The 16,269-nt window shown below is 69.5% G+C and carries 15 protein-coding genes and 1 pseudogene; 8 read left to right on the top strand and 8 right to left on the bottom strand.

What is annotated here, in order from left to right:
- Nucleotides 1-4: 4 nt before the first annotated feature.
- On the bottom strand, nt 5-472 hold the full coding sequence (locus FBY22_RS41375; RefSeq protein ID WP_058924228.1) for an SseB family protein: 468 nt from the start codon (nt 470-472) through the stop codon (nt 5-7).
- A 172-nt stretch (nt 473-644) separates the two neighbouring features.
- Between FBY22_RS41375 and FBY22_RS41370 the strand changes: the two genes are divergently transcribed.
- From FBY22_RS41370 to FBY22_RS41360, 3 genes are all read left to right on the top strand, one after another.
- A complete protein-coding gene (locus FBY22_RS41370) occupies nt 645-2,471 on the top strand; it encodes an acyl-CoA dehydrogenase (protein WP_142153746.1) in 1,827 nt (608 codons plus the stop codon).
- Between the two features lie 79 nt (nt 2,472-2,550).
- A complete protein-coding gene (locus FBY22_RS41365) occupies nt 2,551-3,849 on the top strand; it encodes a M18 family aminopeptidase (protein WP_142153744.1) in 1,299 nt (432 codons plus the stop codon).
- A gap of 101 nt (nt 3,850-3,950) precedes the next feature.
- Nucleotides 3,951-4,202, top strand: coding sequence for a DUF6458 family protein (locus tag FBY22_RS41360; protein ID WP_058924231.1), 252 nt, complete (start codon nt 3,951-3,953; stop codon nt 4,200-4,202).
- A gap of 41 nt (nt 4,203-4,243) precedes the next feature.
- On the opposite strand, the gene FBY22_RS41355 is transcribed toward FBY22_RS41360, so the two are convergent.
- Nucleotides 4,244-5,104 carry a calcium-binding protein gene (locus tag FBY22_RS41355; protein ID WP_142153742.1) on the bottom strand — a complete coding sequence of 287 codons (861 nt, stop codon included), beginning with the start codon at nt 5,102-5,104 and terminating at the stop codon, nt 4,244-4,246.
- A 243-nt stretch (nt 5,105-5,347) separates the two neighbouring features.
- On the opposite strand from FBY22_RS41355, the gene FBY22_RS41350 reads away from it, so the two are divergent.
- Nucleotides 5,348-5,839: an LURP-one-related/scramblase family protein gene (locus FBY22_RS41350; RefSeq protein ID WP_142153740.1), complete on the top strand. Its 492-nt coding sequence runs from the start codon at nt 5,348-5,350 to the stop codon at nt 5,837-5,839.
- 22 nt (nt 5,840-5,861) lie between these two features.
- Here the strand turns inward: FBY22_RS41350 and FBY22_RS41345 are convergent, their stop codons facing one another.
- Nucleotides 5,862-6,659: a carbon-nitrogen family hydrolase gene (locus FBY22_RS41345; RefSeq protein WP_142153738.1), complete on the bottom strand. Its 798-nt coding sequence runs from the start codon at nt 6,657-6,659 to the stop codon at nt 5,862-5,864.
- 218 nt (nt 6,660-6,877) lie between these two features.
- On the opposite strand from FBY22_RS41345, the gene FBY22_RS41340 reads away from it, so the two are divergent.
- Nucleotides 6,878-7,702: a maleylpyruvate isomerase family mycothiol-dependent enzyme gene (locus tag FBY22_RS41340; RefSeq protein WP_142153737.1), complete on the top strand. Its 825-nt coding sequence runs from the start codon at nt 6,878-6,880 to the stop codon at nt 7,700-7,702.
- An 85-nt stretch (nt 7,703-7,787) separates the two neighbouring features.
- On the opposite strand, the gene FBY22_RS41335 is transcribed toward FBY22_RS41340, so the two are convergent.
- A complete protein-coding gene (locus FBY22_RS41335; RefSeq protein ID WP_142153735.1) occupies nt 7,788-9,101 on the bottom strand; it encodes a nitrate/nitrite transporter in 1,314 nt (437 codons plus the stop codon).
- Nucleotides 9,098-9,760 (bottom strand): GntR family transcriptional regulator, encoded by a 663-nt coding sequence (locus FBY22_RS41330; RefSeq protein WP_142153733.1) that lies wholly within the window; start codon nt 9,758-9,760, stop codon nt 9,098-9,100. The genes FBY22_RS41335 and FBY22_RS41330 overlap by 4 nt, the downstream gene beginning before the upstream one ends.
- Before the next feature lie 208 nt (nt 9,761-9,968).
- On the opposite strand from FBY22_RS41330, the gene FBY22_RS41325 reads away from it, so the two are divergent.
- The 3 genes and pseudogenes from FBY22_RS41325 (at nt 9,969) to FBY22_RS41315 (ending at nt 12,358) form a co-directional block, all read left to right on the top strand.
- Nucleotides 9,969-10,871, top strand: coding sequence for a D-alanyl-D-alanine carboxypeptidase family protein (locus FBY22_RS41325; RefSeq protein WP_142153731.1), 903 nt, complete (start codon nt 9,969-9,971; stop codon nt 10,869-10,871).
- Between the two features lie 45 nt (nt 10,872-10,916).
- Nucleotides 10,917-11,256 (top strand): annotated as a pseudogene (locus FBY22_RS41320) (methyltransferase domain-containing protein); the annotation flags it as partial.
- 142 nt (nt 11,257-11,398) lie between these two features.
- Nucleotides 11,399-12,358 (top strand): Bro-N domain-containing protein, encoded by a 960-nt coding sequence (locus FBY22_RS41315; RefSeq protein ID WP_142153729.1) that lies wholly within the window; start codon nt 11,399-11,401, stop codon nt 12,356-12,358.
- A gap of 89 nt (nt 12,359-12,447) precedes the next feature.
- Here FBY22_RS41315 and FBY22_RS41310 read toward each other — a convergent pair whose 3' ends face one another.
- From FBY22_RS41310 to pdhA, 3 genes are read right to left on the bottom strand one after another with little or no spacing between them, the layout of a single operon-like run.
- Nucleotides 12,448-13,863: a dihydrolipoamide acetyltransferase family protein gene (locus tag FBY22_RS41310; protein WP_174267426.1), complete on the bottom strand. Its 1,416-nt coding sequence runs from the start codon at nt 13,861-13,863 to the stop codon at nt 12,448-12,450.
- A 10-nt stretch (nt 13,864-13,873) separates the two neighbouring features.
- Nucleotides 13,874-14,854, bottom strand: a complete 981-nt coding sequence (locus tag FBY22_RS41305; RefSeq protein ID WP_142153727.1) for an alpha-ketoacid dehydrogenase subunit beta — start codon at nt 14,852-14,854, stop codon at nt 13,874-13,876.
- Between the two features lies 1 nt (nt 14,855).
- Nucleotides 14,856-16,034, bottom strand: a complete 1,179-nt coding sequence (pdhA, locus tag FBY22_RS41300; protein ID WP_142153725.1) for a pyruvate dehydrogenase (acetyl-transferring) E1 component subunit alpha — start codon at nt 16,032-16,034, stop codon at nt 14,856-14,858.
- Nucleotides 16,035-16,269: the final 235 nt, after the last annotated feature.

The following is a 16,269-nucleotide window of genomic DNA, read 5'->3' as shown; positions in this document are numbered from 1 at the left end:
CGGCTCAGCCGTACATCCGTCTCATCGCGAACTCCACCATCTGCTCGACCGCCTTCGCGTCGAACACCATCCGGTGCTCGCCCTCCATGTCCAGGACGAAGCCGTAGCCGGTCGGAAGGAGGTCGATCACCTCGGCGCCCGTGATCACGAAGTACTTGGACTCCTTGCCCGCGTACCGGCGCAGCTCCTTGAGGGAGGTGAACATCGGGATGACCGGCTGCTGGGTGTTGTGCAGGGCGAGGAAGCCGGGGTTGTCACCGCGCGGGCAGTACACCTTGGACGTGGCGAAGACCTGCTGGAAGTCCTCCGCCGACATCTGGCCGGTGGTGAAGGCGCGCACCGCGTCCGCCAGCGAGGGCGGGGACGGCTCGGGGTACAGCGGCGGCTGCTGGCCGTACCCGCCCGGCATCTGCTGCTGCGGCGGGACGCCGTACTGCTGCTGGGCCCCAACGTTCTGGTCGTAGCCGTACATGCCCCACAGACTACTGACCCCGCACGAGGGCTCGGTCACAGATGTCCGGAACGGGGTTGCTTCTTATTACCGACGGGTAGCATCATCGGAGCTACTTGTTGGTACGTGAACTAGAAGCAGGCGCGAGGATCCACGTCAGTGCCTCGCCGATCTCTCTTACGGAGCTGTCGCCATGGGGCACTACAAGTCGAATCTCCGCGACATCGAGTTCAACCTGTTCGAAGTCCTCGGACGGGACCAGGTGTACGGCTCCGGCCCGTTCGCGGAGATGGACGCGGAGACCGCGAAGAGCATCCTCGAGGAGCTCACCCGGCTCGCGGAGAACGAGCTGGCGGAGTCCTTCGCGGACGCCGACCGCAACCCGCCGGTCTTCGACCCCGAGACGAACACCGCGCCCGTCCCGGCGTCCTTCAAGAAGAGCTACAACGCCTTCATGGAGTCGGAGTACTGGCGCCTGGGCCTGCCCGAGGAGATCGGCGGCACCACCTCGCCGCGCTCCCTGATCTGGGCCTACGCGGAGCTGCTGCTCGGCTCGAACCCGGCCGTGTGGATGTACGCCTCCGGCCCGGCGTTCGCCGGCATCCTCTTCGACGAGGGCAACGACGTACAGAAGCACATCGCGAAGATCGCCGTGGACAAGCGGTGGGGTTCGACGATGGTGCTCACCGAGCCCGACGCGGGCTCCGACGTCGGCGCCGGCCGCACCAAGGCGGTGCAGCAGGAGGACGGCTCCTGGCACATCGAGGGCGTGAAGCGCTTCATCACCTCCGGTGAGCACGACATGGAGGAGAACATCCTCCACTACGTCCTCGCCCGCCCCGAGGGCGCCGGCCCCGGCACCAAGGGCCTGTCCCTCTTCCTGGTCCCGAAGTATCTCTTCGACTTCGAGACCGGCGAGCTGGGCGAGCGCAACGGCGTCTACGCCACGAACGTCGAGCACAAGATGGGCCTGAAGGCCTCCAACACGTGCGAGATGACGTTCGGCGACCAGCACCCCGCCAAGGGCTGGCTGATCGGCGACAAGCACGACGGCATCCGCCAGATGTTCCGGATCATCGAGTTCGCCCGCATGATGGTCGGCACGAAGGCCATCTCGACGCTGTCGACGGGCTACCTGAACGCGCTGGAGTACGCCAAGGAGCGCGTCCAGGGCCCCGACCTGGCGAACTTCATGGACAAGTCCGCGCCCAAGGTCACCATCACCCACCACCCCGACGTGCGCCGCTCGCTCATGACGCAGAAGGCGTACGCGGAGGGCATGCGCGCGCTGGTGATGTACACCGCCTCGATCCAGGACGCCATCCAGATCAAGGAGGCGAACGGCGAGGACGCCAAGACCGAGCACGCGCTCAACGACCTGCTCCTGCCGATCGTCAAGGGCTACGGCTCCGAGAAGGGCTACGAGCAGCTCGCCCAGTCGCTGCAGACCTTCGGCGGCTCCGGGTTCCTTCAGGAGTACCCGATCGAGCAGTACATCCGGGACGCCAAGATCGACACCCTGTACGAGGGCACGACCGCGATCCAGGGCCAGGACTTCTTCTTCCGGAAGATCGTGCGCAACCAGGGCGCGGCGCTGAACTCCCTCGCCGAGGACATCAAGAAGTTCCTGGCGCTGGGCACCGGCGGCGAGGATCTGGCGGGCGCCCGCGAACACCTGGCGAAGGCCGCCGTCGAGCTGGAGGCGATCGTCGGCCTGATGCTGACCGACCTCGCGGCCACCGAGCAGGACACCAAGAACATCTACAAGGTGGGCCTGAACACCACCCGCCTGCTCATGGCCTCCGGTGACGTGGTCGTCGGCTACCTGCTCCTCAAGGGCGCCGCGGTCGCCGCCGAGAAGCTCCCGTCCGCCTCCGCCAAGGACAAGGCGTTCTACAGCGGCAAGATCGCGGCGGCGAAGTTCTTCGCGGCCAACGTCCTGCCCGGCGTCACGGGCGCGCGCAAGCTCGCCGAGAACGTCGACCTGGACCTGATGGAACTGGACGAGGCCGCGTTCTAGTCACCCCCCGCACAGGGCCCGCTCCCCGTACTTCCGGTACGCGCGGAGCGGGCCTTCGTACGTCGTTAAGGTGAACACCATGAGCGAACCCCCCCGCTTCGACCGCGGCCACACCGACGACCTCATGTCCTTCCTGACGGCGAGTCCCTCGCCGTACCACGCCGTGGCGAGCACCGCCGAGCGGCTGGAGAAGGCTGGTTTCCGGCAGGTCGCGGAGACGGACGCCTGGGACGGGACGACCGGTGGCAAGTACGTGCTGCGCGGCGGCGCGATCATCGCCTGGTACGTCCCCGAGGGCGCGGCGCCCCACACGCCGTTCCGTATCGTCGGCGCCCACACCGACTCCCCCAACCTGCGGGTCAAGCCCCGGCCGGACACCGGGGCGCACGGCTGGCGCCAGGTTGCCGTGGAGATCTACGGCGGCCCCCTGCTCAACTCCTGGCTGGACCGCGACCTGGGCCTGGCCGGCCGGCTGACCCTGCGGGACGGCTCGACCCGCCTGGTGAACGTCGACCGGCCGCTGCTGCGGGTGCCCCAGCTCGCCATCCACCTGGACCGTTCGGTCTCGGCGGAGGGCCTCAAACTCGACAAGCAGCGTCATCTGCAGCCCGTGTGGGGGCTCGGCCACGACGTGCGCGACGGCGACCTGATCGCCTTCCTGAAGGAGGAGTCCGGTCTCGGCGCCGGCGAGGTCACCGGCTGGGACCTGATGACGCACTCCGTGGAACCGCCCGCCTACCTGGGCCGGGACCAGGAACTGCTCGCCGGGCCCCGGATGGACAACCTGCTGTCCGTGCACTCGGCCGTGGCCGCGCTGACCGCGGTGGCCGCCGGGGGCTCCGAACTCCCCTGCATCCCGGTGCTGGCCGCCTTCGACCACGAGGAGAACGGCTCGCAGTCGGACACGGGCGCGGACGGCCCACTGCTCGGGAACGTGCTGGAGCGCTCGGTGTTCGCGCGCGGCGGCTCCTTCGAGGACCGGGCCAGGGCCTTCGCGGGCACGGTCTGCCTCTCCTCCGACACGGGCCACGCGGTGCACCCCAACTACGCGGAGCGGCACGACCCGACGCACCACCCGCGCGTCAACGGCGGCCCCATCCTCAAGGTCAACGTCAACAACCGCTACGCCACGGACGGTTCGGGCCGCGCGGTGTTCGCCGCCGCCTGCGAGAAGGCGGGCGTGCCGTTCCAGTCCTTCGTCTCCAACAACTCCATGCCGTGCGGCACCACCATCGGACCGATCACCGCGGCCCGGCACGGCATCCGGACCGTCGACATCGGCGTCGCGATCCTGTCGATGCACAGCGTGCGCGAACTGTGCGGCGCGGACGACCCGTTCCTGCTGGCGAACGCGCTGGTGGCCTTCCTGGAGGCGTAGACGTGACGTGAGCGATGGCCTCCGCATGGTCAGGGCGTGTCCGGGTACACGGAGTTGACCGGAAGTCCGGAACCACCGGACCGGACAGGGAGGCGACACTCATGGGCCTCGGCGGATGCATCATCCTCATCGCCGCGGGAGCCATCCTCACTTTCGCGACCGACTGGCACATGCAGGGGGTCAACCTCGACCTGGTCGGCATCATCCTCATGATCGTCGGGCTGATCGGTGTGAGCACCTTCAGCAGCATCGCCCGACGTCGCCGAGTGGTGGTACCGCCCACGACGCCGGTCATCGACGAGGAGCGCGCCACGCATCGGCGGGACGGCTACAGCGACGGTTACGGCGTCTGAAACGAAGGTCCGGTCGGCCGGGGCAGCCGACCGGACCTTTCTCAGCCCTGGCGGACCACGTCCTTACCCGGGCCACCGGAGAGCGTGTCCTTGCCGGGGCCCCCGTACAGCCTGTCGTCGCCACTGTTGCCGTAGAGCTTGTCGTTGCCGCTGTTGCCGTACAGGACGTCGTCGCCCTTGCCGCCGTAGAGGGAGTCGGCGTCGGATCCGCCGGTGACGGTGTCGTTGCCGTCGTCCCCGGAGAGGTACTGGGCGCCGTTTCCGCCGTGCAGCACGTCGTTGCCCCGGCCGCCCTGCACGATGTTGTCGCCGCCGCTCGCGGTGATCGTGTCGTTGCCGTCCTCGCCCCAGGCCAGGCCCTCCGCGCCGACGGTGATCATGTCGTTGCCCGAACCGCCGGAGACGTAGGCGCCGTCGAGGCGGCCGGAGTCGGTCGCGCGGTCGTTGCCGGTGCCCAGGACGATCTGGGCGTAGGTGTAGATCTGGTCGCTGCCGTTGGCGTACCTGAGCGTGTCGTTGCCGTCGCCGAGGTCCACGATCACACCCGGGTACGGGTCCTGGCTGTCCACGAAGGTGACGGTGCAGGAGACCCTGGTGAGGTCCGAGGCGGCGGGGTGGACGCAGTCGTGGCCGGCGGCTATCGGGACGACGTCGTCGATCAGGTACGTGATGCCCGTCTTGTCGGCGGTGAGCGAGGCGGTGACGGTGGCCTTGTTCGCCTGGCCGGCGGCGGCCCGGTAGGTGAGCTGCCAGTCGTACTGGTTGACCGAGGCGCCGGCCGAGGCGGTCGCCGCTCCCGCGGTGCCGGAGAGGGCGAGCGGGGCGGCCAGGGCCGTGCCGAGGACGAGGGCCGCCGCCGAGACGGTACGGGTCATCCGGCGGTGGACGGGACGAGAGAGCATGACGAGACCTCCGGAAGCTCTGTGCGGCGCTGTGCGCCCTGTGCCTGATCCGACTCGGCGGTCTCAGGTTGGGTTGGACAACTTCCGCACACACGAGCGAAGTTCATCTGCGAGACACCCCTCGGCCCGGTCGAGTACGGGGTCCGGTCAGGTCGGGGCGTGGCCGCGAGCGGTGCGAGGGGGCGTCAGCCCGTCGGCCTACCGGCGGCGTTCCCGAGGCGCGGCCGGGGAAGGGGTGGGGACATGAGATTCCAGGTACGCGACCGGCTCCTCGGCTTCGGCGAGGACTACTGGATCGAGGACGAGCGCGGCGACAAGGCGTTCCTCGTCGACGGCAAGGCCATGCGCCTGAGGGACACCTTCGAGCTGAAGGACACCCAGGGACGGGTCCTGATCGACATTCACCAGAAGATGTTCGCGCTGCGCGACACCATGGTCATCGAACGGGACGGCGCGGCCCTGGCCACCATCAGGCGCAAGCGCCTGTCCCTGCTGCGCAACCACTACCGGGTGTCCCTGGCCGACGGCTCCGAACTCGACGTCAGCGGCAAGATCCTGGACCGGGAGTTCGTCGTCGAGTACGACGGTGAGCTGCTCGCGGTCGTCTCCCGGCGCTGGCTGCACGTCCGGGAGACCTACGGCGTCGACATGGTCCGCGACGACGCCGACCCGGCGCTGCTGATCGCGGTGGCGGTGTGCGTGATCCACCTGGCGGAGAAGGACCGGGACGACTGACGGCCCCGTACCCCGTGCGCCGTCAGACCCGGTGCGGGGGTTCCAGGCCCAGCATGCGGTCCTTCAGGGCCGGGAACTGCTCCCGGGTCGTGGCGACCTTGGCGGGGTCGAAGTCCACGGTGAGGACCTCCTCGCCGGCTCCCGCCTCTGCCAGCACCTCGCCCCAGGGGTCCACCACGATCGAGTGACCCGCCTGCGGAACTCCCGCGTGGGTCCCGGCCGTTCCACAGGCGAGCACGAACGCCTGGTTCTCGACCGCCCGCGCCCGGGCCAGCAGCGTCCAGTGCGCCCGGCGGCGCTCGGGCCAGCCCGCCGGGACCACCAGGGTCTCGGCGCCGGCGTCGACGAGGCCGCGGAAGAGTTCGGGGAAACGGAGGTCGTAGCAGGTGGCGACACCGAGGGTCGTCCCGGGCAGCCGGACCGTCACCAGTTCGCGGCCCGCGCCCATCAGCACGGCCTCGCCCTTGTCGAAGCCGAAGCGGTGGATCTTCCGGTAGGCGGCGGCGAGGTCGCCGGACGGCGAGAAGAGGAGGGAGGTGTTGTACAGCGGGCCCTCCGGGTCCCGTTCGGGGATGGAGCCCGCGTGCAGCCACACGCCCGCGTCACTCGCCGCCTTGGCCATGGCCTCGTAGGTCGGCCCCTCCAGCGGCTCGGCCTCGGTGCCGAACTCCTCGTAGGCGAAGGCGCCCGTGGTCCACAGCTCCGGCAGCACGACCAGGTCGGCCCCGGCCTGCTCCCTCACCAGGGACGCCACACGCCCACGACGGGCTTCGACCGATTCGCCCTCTTCTACGGCGATCTGGATGAGAGAGGCGCGCACACTACCACCGTCCTGGCATTCGAGCCGTTGATACGGGCCTACGATCGTCACACGAAAGCACTGCCGGGGTGCCTCACAGCAGCGTAACTTGGGGGTCCACCCGGTTCGAGCGCAGCCGAGAACGGGGGGAGTCTCAAGACCGCGCCGAGTGCAGCCACCTCCCACTGGCAAAGCCGCCACCAACCGCCCGTGTACCGACCGCCGAGGGGTCCCGTTCCGTGAGTCTGCATCCCACCCTCCAGCCCTACGCCGACGCCTGGACGCATTCCATCGAAGCGATATCCGAGCTGGTCGGGCCACTTGTGGAGGGAGAGTGGAACCGGCGGACGCCGTGCCCCGGCTGGTCGGTCCGCGACATCGTCTCCCATGTCATGGGACTGGACTGCGAGATGCTCGGCGACCCGCGGCCCATCCACACGCTGCCGCGCGATCTGTTCCACGTCACCAACGACCACCAGCGCTACATGGAGATGCAGGTCGACGTGCGCCGCCACCACACGGCGCCGGAGATGACCTCCGAGCTCGAGTACGTGATCATCCGCCGCAACCGCCAGCTGCGCAACGAGTCCCGGGACCCGGGGACCAAGGTGCGCGGCCCGCTCGGCACGGAGCTGACGCTGGAGGAGTCCATGCGGTCCCACGCGTTCAACGTGTGGGTGCACGAGCAGGACCTGCGCGCGGCCCTCGGCCGTCCGGGCAACCTGGACTCCCCCGGCGCGCACATCGCGCGGGACGTCCTGCTCGGCGAGCTGCCCGTGGTCGTGGCCGAACGGGCGGACGCGCCGCGCAGTTCGGCGATCGTCTTCGACGTGCACGGCCCCATCGAGTTCCTGCGCACCATCCGGGTCGACATCCAGGGCCGCGGCACCCTGGAGACGGCCCCCGCGCTCGGTCCCGCCGCCACCCTCACCCTCGACTGGGAGACGTTTGTGCGCCTGGCCTGCGGCCGGGTGACGGCGGACGCGGTGGCGGACCGGGTGAAGGCGGAGGGCGACCCCCAGCTGACGGCGGCGATCCTGCGGAACTTCGCGGTCACCCGGTAGGACGACGCGTGGGGCCGGCTCCACCGGCACAGGATGCGCCCTGTGCCGGTCCCCCCGGGCAGAACCCGCAGGTGGGCCGTGCGCGTCAGGCGGGCACGTGCACCGTCTCCACCCGGCTGGCCACCAGCCGCTCCCGCTCCCGCCGGGCCACCCGCCCGCGCAGCCGCAGGATCTGACCGACGCCCAGCGCCTGGAGCACGAACACCGCGCAGAAGGCGACGGTGTAGTCGTCGCCGGTCGCGTCCAGCAGGACGCCGATAAGGAACAGCGTGGTCATCGAGGCCACGAAACCGCCCATGTTGGTGATGCCGGAGGCCGTGCCCTGCCGCTCGGGCGGGTTGGCCGGGCGGGCGAAGTCGAAGCCGATCATCGACGCCGGTCCGCAGGCCCCGAGCACCGCGCACAGCACGACCAGCAGCCACATCGGCGCGTGCTCGCCCGGCCAGGCCAGCGTCACCGCCCACATCAGCGCCGTCGCGCCGACCGTGCCGAGCGCCAGCGGCAGCCGGGCCGCGTGGTGCCGGGCGACGATCTGGCCGTAGACGAGCCCGATCAGCATGTTCGACAGCACGACCAGGGTCAGCAGTTCGCCCGCCGTGGCCCGGGACAGGCCCTGCGCCTGGACCAGGAACGGCAGGCCCCACAGCAGCAGGAACACCATCGCCGGGAACTGGGTGGTGAAGTGCACCCACAGGCCGAGGCGGGTCCCCGGCTCCCGCCAGGAGGCGGCGATCTGACGGCGGACGTAGGCCGCTCCCTGGTGCGGCACGGGCTCCGGCTCATGCCCCTCGGGGTGGTCCCGGAGGAAGAGCAGCATCAGGACGAGGACGACGACGCCGGCGAGCGCGCTGCCCGCGAACGCCGCGGTCCAGCCGACGCCGTGCAGCAGCCGGGCGATGACCAGGGTGGAGACCAGGTTGCCGGCCATGCCGACCAGGCCCGCGAGCTGGGCGACCAACGGACCGCGCCGGGCCGGGAACCAGCGGGTGCCGAGCCGCAGCACGCTGATGAACGTCATCGCGTCACCGCAGCCGAGCAGGGCGCGGGAGGCGAGGGCCGTGCCGTACGAGGGGGAGAAGGCGAATCCGAGCTGGCCCGCGGTGAACAGCACGACCCCGATGGTCAGCACCTTCTTGGTGCCGAGCCGGTCCACCAGCAGCCCGACCGGTATCTGCATGCCGGCGTAGACCAGCAGTTGCAGGATCGAGAAGGTCGACAGCGCGGAGGCGTTCACATGGAAACGGTCGGCGGCGTCCAGGCCGGCCACGCCCAGGGACGTACGGAAGATGACGGCGACGAAGTAGACGGAGACGCCGACCGCCCAGACGGCCATGGCACGCCGGCCGCCCGGCGGATCACCCGGGAGGGTGATCGTCGCGGACGAGGAGGAGCGGCTCATCGGACCTCACCCCGGGCGAGGTGCGAGAACCAGCCGACGTGCCGGTGGACCACCCCGACCGCTGCCTCCGGGTCCCCGGACCGCAGTGCCTCCAGGATCTCCTCGTGCTCGGCGAGGGTCTTGGCGATCCGGTCCGGATGCGAGTGCATGATCGCCACGCCCATGCGCAACTGGCGGTCGCGGAGCTGGTCGTAGAGGCGGGAGAGGATCTCGTTGCCGCCGCTGCGGACGATCTCGGCGTGGAAGCAGCGGTCGGTGACGGCGGCCCCGGCCAGGTCGCCGGCGGCGGCCTGCTCCTTCTGCCTGGCCAGCAGCTCCTCGAGACGGCCGATCAGCCCGGCGGGTGCCGGTACGGCCTTGCGGGCGGCGTGCTCCTCGACGAGCAGGCGGGTCTCGACCACGTCCGCGATCTCCTGGGCTGAGACGGGCAGGACCAGCGCTCCCTTCTTCGGGTAGAGCCTGATCAGCCCCTCGACCTCCAGGCGCAGCAGCGCCTCGCGCACCGGTGTGCGCGAAACCCCGACGGCCTCGGCGAGTTCACCCTCGGTCAGCAGGGTCCCGCCCTCGTAACGGCGCTCCAGGACGCCCTGCTTGACGTGGGTGTACACGCGGTCGGCGGCGGGTGGTTGCTTGGTGGTCAGGGTGCCGGGGCCGGTCATGCGAACAGCATAGATACAACACGTACGCATGATGATCCCCGTCCATCATGCGGACCCTTCTGTACCAAGGTCGTCACAGTAGGGAGCCCTGACTCAGCAGGCGCACAACCATCTGTGCTAATTACGTGTCACACATGTGCGGCCCCGCTCCCCCCCCCTCCAACTCGGCCGCATTTCATGGGCATTCGACGTAATCGGGGTATTTGAGTTGAAAACCGCCATCAAGGGCTTCCGTGTCCGCAGAGCCGCAGCCGTCGCCGTCACGGCCGGCGCAGTGCTCGCCACCGGAGCCCTCACCGCGGCACCGGCGCAGGCTGTCACCACGCCCACCATCACCGCCAAGGGCGGGTACCTGATGAACAGCGCCACCGGCAAGACCCTGTTCACCAAGTCCGCCGACACCAAGCGGCTCACGGCCTCCACGACGAAGATCATGACCGCGAAGGTCGTGCTCTCGCAGTCGAACCTGAACCTGGACACCAAGGTCACGATCAAGAAGGCCGTCAGCGACTACATGGTCGCCAAGGGCTACCCCTCGTCGGCCCACCTGATCGTCGGCGACAAGGTCACCGTCCGTCAGCTGCTGTACGGGATGATGCTGCCGTCCGGCTGCGACGCCGCGTTCGCGCTGGCCGACAAATTCGGTTCCGGCACGACGTCCTCCGCCCGGACCAAGAACTTCATCGGCAAGATGAACACGATGGCCCAGAGCCTCGGCATGACGAACACGCACTTCGACTCGTTCGACGGCCTCAGCAACGGCAACAACTACTCGACGCCGCGCGACCTGACGAAGGTCGCCCGGAGCGTGATGAAGAGCACCACGTTCAAGACCGTCGTGAAGACCAAGTCGTACACGGCGAAGACGATCACGAGCTCCGGGTCCACGCGCACGATGAGCACGTGGACGAACACCAACACGCTGCTCGGCTGGAACGGCACGCTCGGCATCAAGACCGGCTCGGGCCCCGACGCCCACTACTGCCTCGTCTTCGCCGCCACGCTGAACGGCGAGTCGGTCATCGGCGCCGTCCTGACCGCCCCCTCCGCGACCGACCGCACGTCGGACGTGAAGAAGCTCATCAACTACGGCTACGCGAAGATCAGCTGACCTTCAGCTGTGACTGCGACGGGCGACGGTCCGCGGGACCCCGGGGTGAGCGAGCCTTCCTGTCTCGCCGCCGTCCGGAAGTCCTACGACACCGTCGCCGACGCCTATGCCGAGCAGGTACCACGGCCGCCGGACCTGGATCCGCTTCCCCGTACCCTGCTCGGCATGTTCGCCGAGACGGTACGAGACACCAACCTCGGCCCACTCGCCGACCTCGGCTGCGGCCCCGGTTTCGTGACGGCCCATCTGGCCGGCCTGGGCGCCCCCGCCTTCGGCGTCGACCTGTCGCCGAGGATGGTCGAACTGGCCCGACGCGCACATCCGCACCTCACCGCGCGAACTCCCCGTCCTCTACGCCGAGTTCCACCGCACCCTCGCACCCGGTGCAGGTTCGTGACGTTGCTGGCACGAAAGCTCGCGGACGTTCAAGCCGAATAGGCGAACTTCGCTCGCATAAGTGAACATCATTGCGCCGACTGGCAAATTCGAATTCCTCCGCCCTAGGTTCCGCAGCGGAGGTGGTTCACATGATCGAACCCAGCAAGCACCAGCCCAGCCCGCAGGCACGGCAAGACGCGATCGACGTCAGCGACTTCGTCTACGCGGCCACCGGAGCCCGCGTCCGAAGGCTGACCATGCCGGACGGGACGCACTGGTTCCCGGCGGTGGACGTCTGCAAGGAACTCGGCCACACCAACGCCCGAAAGGCTCTGGCCGACCATGTCCCCGAGGCGCACCGAGAGATTCTCGAGACCGTAACTGGAGGTTACGGTCTCAGCGTTCCCGCAGGTAGGGAGTGGCGGCGAGACTTGAATCTGATCAGTCTCCAGGGACTGATCCTTCTCGTCAGCGCCTGTACCAAGCCAGAGTGTGCGCCCTTCAAGCAGTGGGTCGCCGAAGTGATCGAGACCGTGCAGCGGGAGGGTTCCTACACCCTCGAGGAAGCGGAGATCCAGCCGTCCGACCCGGGTGCGCCGACCGCCTACGTGATGCCCGAGCAGGTCGTGGAGGCCATCGTCCGGCTCGAGGCACACAATCTCCAGCTGGACGAACGGCTCGCCGATGTGCAACAGCAATCCCTGGCCCTGCAAAAGGAGATGGCGGAGACGCAGCGGCAGAACCTCGTCGCCCAGCAGGCCATCGCCCAGGCCATCGAGCGCATCGCCGACCGGCTCGACGTCCTGACGCTCGACCGTCCGGCGCCCTCCGCCGCCCTCTCCGCGCAGCCGACGACGGAATCCGTACTGGCCGACTGGCGGCAGCGGCTGTCCGTGACGTCGGACGTGTGGGCGGTGGCCGTGGTCATCGCGCCGGTTCTCGTGGAGCAGGGCGAACTGCGGCAGCCGCTCGAGTCGATCGCCGCTCGCACCGGCCTCACGGTCCAGCGTGTCAACGAGTGCCTGCGTCTGCTGCGCAAGCACGCGTGCATCCATCCCCGGGGTGCGAGCGAGGACGGTGCGCCGGTGTACGTGCTCGACCGGCCCTGAGCCGGAGGGCGGGGGAAATAAGTGAAGGGGCGGTCGCAACTCGAACTTGCGGCCGTCCCTTCACCGTTCAATCTATCCTGCCGCAGCGGTCACGCCCAGGTGATCAGCCTTTTCGGCTGCTCCAGGATCGCCGCCACGTCGGCCAGGACCTTCGAGCCGAGTTCGCCGTCGACCAGGCGGTGGTCGAAGGACAGGGCCAGGGTGGTGACCTGACGCGGCTTCACCTTGCCCTTGTGCACCCACGGCTGGAGCTTGATCGCGCCGACCGCGAGGATCGCGGACTCACCGGGGTTGAGCAGGGGCGTTCCGGTGTCGACGCCGAAGACGCCGACGTTGGTGATGGTCACCGTGCCGCCCTGCATCGCGGCGGGCGAGGTCTTGCCCTCACGGGCCGTCGACACCAGTTCGCCCAGGGACTGTGCCAGTTGCGGCAGCGTCTTGGCGTGGGCGTCCTTGACGTTCGGCACGATCAGACCGCGCGGGGTGGCCGCCGCGATGCCCAGGTTGACGTAGTGCTTGACCACGATCTCCTGGGCCGCCTCGTCCCAGGACGCGTTGATGTCCGGGTTGCGCTTGACGGCGACCAACAGGGCCTTGGCGATCAGCAGTAGGGGGTTCACGCGCAGGCCCGCGAACTCCTTGTCCTGCTTGAGCTCCTCGACCAGCTTCATGGTGCGCGTCACGTCCACCGTCACGAACTCCGTGACGTGCGGCGCCGTGAACGCCGAACCGACCATCGCCTGGGCCGTCGCCTTGCGCACGCCCTTGATCGGCACCCGGGTCTCACGGGCCGTGTCGTACGACGCGGCCGGCGCGGGAGCCGCCGCGGCCGGCGTCTCCGCCGGGGCGGGTGCGGCCGCGGGGGCCGGCGGTGCCACCGCCGCGTGCACGTCGTCCCGCGTGATGATGCCGTCCGGGCCGGACGGGATCACCGTGGCGAGGTCCACGCCCAGGTCCTTGGCCAGCTTGCGCACCGGCGGCTTGGCCAGCGGGCGCGGCCGGTCGTCCGTCACCGCCGGCGCGGCGGCCGCCGGACCGTGGCCGTTCAGCTCGGTCTGGATCGCCGTCGACGCCTGGGCGACCGCGACCTCCGGGCCCTTGCGCGGGCGGCGCTTGGTGGAGGACGTGGCAACGCCGTAGCCGACGAGGACCGGCTGGCGGCCCTCGGGCTTCTTCTCCTCGGCGGGGGCCGAGGTGGCGGGGGCGGCGCTCTGGGCCGGGGCCTCCTGCGCAGGGGCGGCGCCGCCCGACACGTCGACCGAGATGATCGCCGTGCCCACGTCCACCGTGGTGCCCTCGGGGAAGCACAGCTCCCTGACGACCCCGTCGTACGGGATGGGCAGTTCGACGGCCGCCTTGGCGGTCTCGACCTCGCACACCACCTGTCCGTCGGTGACCGTGTCACCGGGCTGGACGTACCACTTGAGGATCTCCGCCTCGGTGAGCCCCTCGCCCACGTCCGGCATCTTGAACTCGCGAACGGATGCTTCCGTCATCGTCGTCACGACCCTCTCCTCAGTACGCCAGGGCGCGGTCGACGGCATCGAGTACCCGGTCCAGGCCAGGCAGGTACTCCTCTTCCAGGCGGGCCGGCGGGTACGGGGCGTGGTAGCCGCCCACCCGCAGCACCGGGGCCTCCAGGTGGTAGAAGCAGCGCTCGGTGATCCGGGCGGCGATCTCCGCGCCCGAGCCGAAGAACACCGGTGCCTCGTGCACGACCACCAGCCGGCGGGTCTTCTCCACCGACGCCTGGATGGCGTCGAAGTCCAGCGGGGAGACCGAGCGCAGGTCCAGCACCTCCAGGGACTTGCCCTCCTCGGCGGCCGCGTCGGCGACCTCCTGGCAGAGCTTCACCATGGGGCCGTAGGCGACCAGGGTGAGGTCCGTGCCCGCGCGGACGACCTGCGCCCTGTGCAGCGGGCCGGGGATCGCCTCGGGGTTGACCTCGGCCTTGTCCCAGTAGCGCCGCTTGGGCTCGAAGAAGATCACCGGGTCGTCGCTCTGGATGGCCTGCTGCATCATCCAGTACGCGTCGGACGCGTTCGACGGGGAGACCACCTTCAGGCCGGCCACGTGCGCGAACAGCGACTCGGGGGACTCGGAGTGGTGCTCGACCGCGCCGATGCCGCCGCCGTAGGGGATGCGGATGACGACCGGGAGCTTGACCTTGCCCAGCGAGCGCGCGTGCATCTTCGCGAGCTGCGTGACGATCTGGTCGTAGGCGGGGAAGACGAAGCCGTCGAACTGGATCTCCACCACCGGGCGGTAGCCGCGCAGGGCGAGGCCGATCGCGGTGCCGACGATGCCGGACTCGGCAAGCGGGGTGTCGATCACCCGGCTCTCGCCGAAGTCCTTCTGCAGCCCGTCCGTCACCCGGAACACGCCGCCGAGCTTGCCTACGTCCTCGCCCATGACGAGGACCTTGGGGTCGGACTCCAGGGCGCGGCGCAGCGACTCGTTGATCGCCTTGGCCAGAGCCATCTTCTCGGCTGCCATGTCAGGCCCCCTCTCCGTCGGCGAACGACGCCTGGTAGGCGGCGAACTGGGCGCGCTCCTCGTCGACGAGCGCGTGCCCGTCCGCGTACACGTTCTCGAAGATGGCGAAGTGGTCCGGGTCCGGCATGGCACGGACCGCCTCGCGCACTCGTTTGCCCAACGCCTCGGACTCTTCCTCGAGTTCCGTGAAGAATCCCTCGTCCGTGTGGTTTGAGGCCTCCAGGTACCGGCGGAGCCGCAGGATCGGGTCCTTCGCCTCCCAGGCCAGCCGCTCCTCGTCGCCCCGGTAGCGGGTGGGGTCGTCGGAGGTGGTGTGGGCGCCCATGCGGTACGTGTAGGCCTCCACCAGCGTCGGCCCCTCACCGGTGCGGGCCCGCTCCAGCGCCCACTTGGTGACGGCCAGGACGGCGAGGACGTCGTTGCCGTCGACCCGCACGCCCGGGAAGCCGTAGCCCTGCGCGCGCTGGTACAGCGGGACGCGGGTCTGCTTCTCGGTCGGCTCGGAGATCGCCCACTGGTTGTTCTGGCAGAAGAACACCACCGGGGCGTTGTAGACCGCGGAGAAGGTGAAGGACTCCGCGACGTCGCCCTGGCTGGAGGCGCCGTCGCCGAAGTAGGCGATCACCGCGCTGTCCGCGCCGTCCTTGGCGACGCCCATGGCGTAGCCGGTGGCGTGCAGGGTCTGGGAGCCGATGACGATCGTGTAGAGCTGGAAGTTGTTGCTGTTGGGGTCCCAGCCGCCGTTGTTGACGCCGCGGAACATGCCGAGCAGGTTGGCCGGGTCGACGCCGCGGCACCAGGCGACGCCGTGCTCGCGGTAGGTGGGGAAGACGTAGTCGTCCTCGCGAGTGGCCCGGCCGGAGCCGATCTGGGCGGCCTCCTGGCCGAGCAGCGAGGCCCACAGTCCCAGCTCGCCCTGGCGCTGCAGTGAGGTGGCCTCGGCGTCGAAGCGGCGGGTGAGCACCATGTCGCGGTACAGGCCGCGCAGCTCATCGGGGGTGATGCCGGCGACGTACTTGTCGTACTCGGCGTTCTTGACGCGCTCGCCCTCGGGCGTCAGCAGCTGTACCAGCTCGGGCTCGGCGCCCGGCGCGTTGCTCGCGGTCGTTCGCTTGCCGGCCGTGCTCTTGGTCCCGGCGCTGCGTCGCGGCTTGCGCGCGGCAGTGCTCTCCACGGTCACGTGTGCTCCTCCGTCGGTCCGGCCACCCGGGTTCGCCGGATGCCTGGGGTCCCCCCAGCTCCGTTCAGGAGCCTGGGGGAGCGGCTCACCTGAAGCCCTACGGACGCACAGGGTGGGTGCGCCCGGTCGGGAACAGGCGTGACAGGTGCCCCGGCGAGCGCCCTGCAGAAGGCACGTTACCCAGTGCTCCACATTTCTGTGAAACCCCTCCTGACCTGCGTTTTTGCTTGGATTT

Origin of the sequence: Streptomyces sp. SLBN-31, from assembly GCF_006715395.1 — a bacterium.
Classification (GTDB): domain Bacteria; phylum Actinomycetota; class Actinomycetes; order Streptomycetales; family Streptomycetaceae; genus Streptomyces.
Note: the sequence above shows the minus strand (reverse complement) of the source record. Positions and strands in the feature narration are given on the sequence as shown.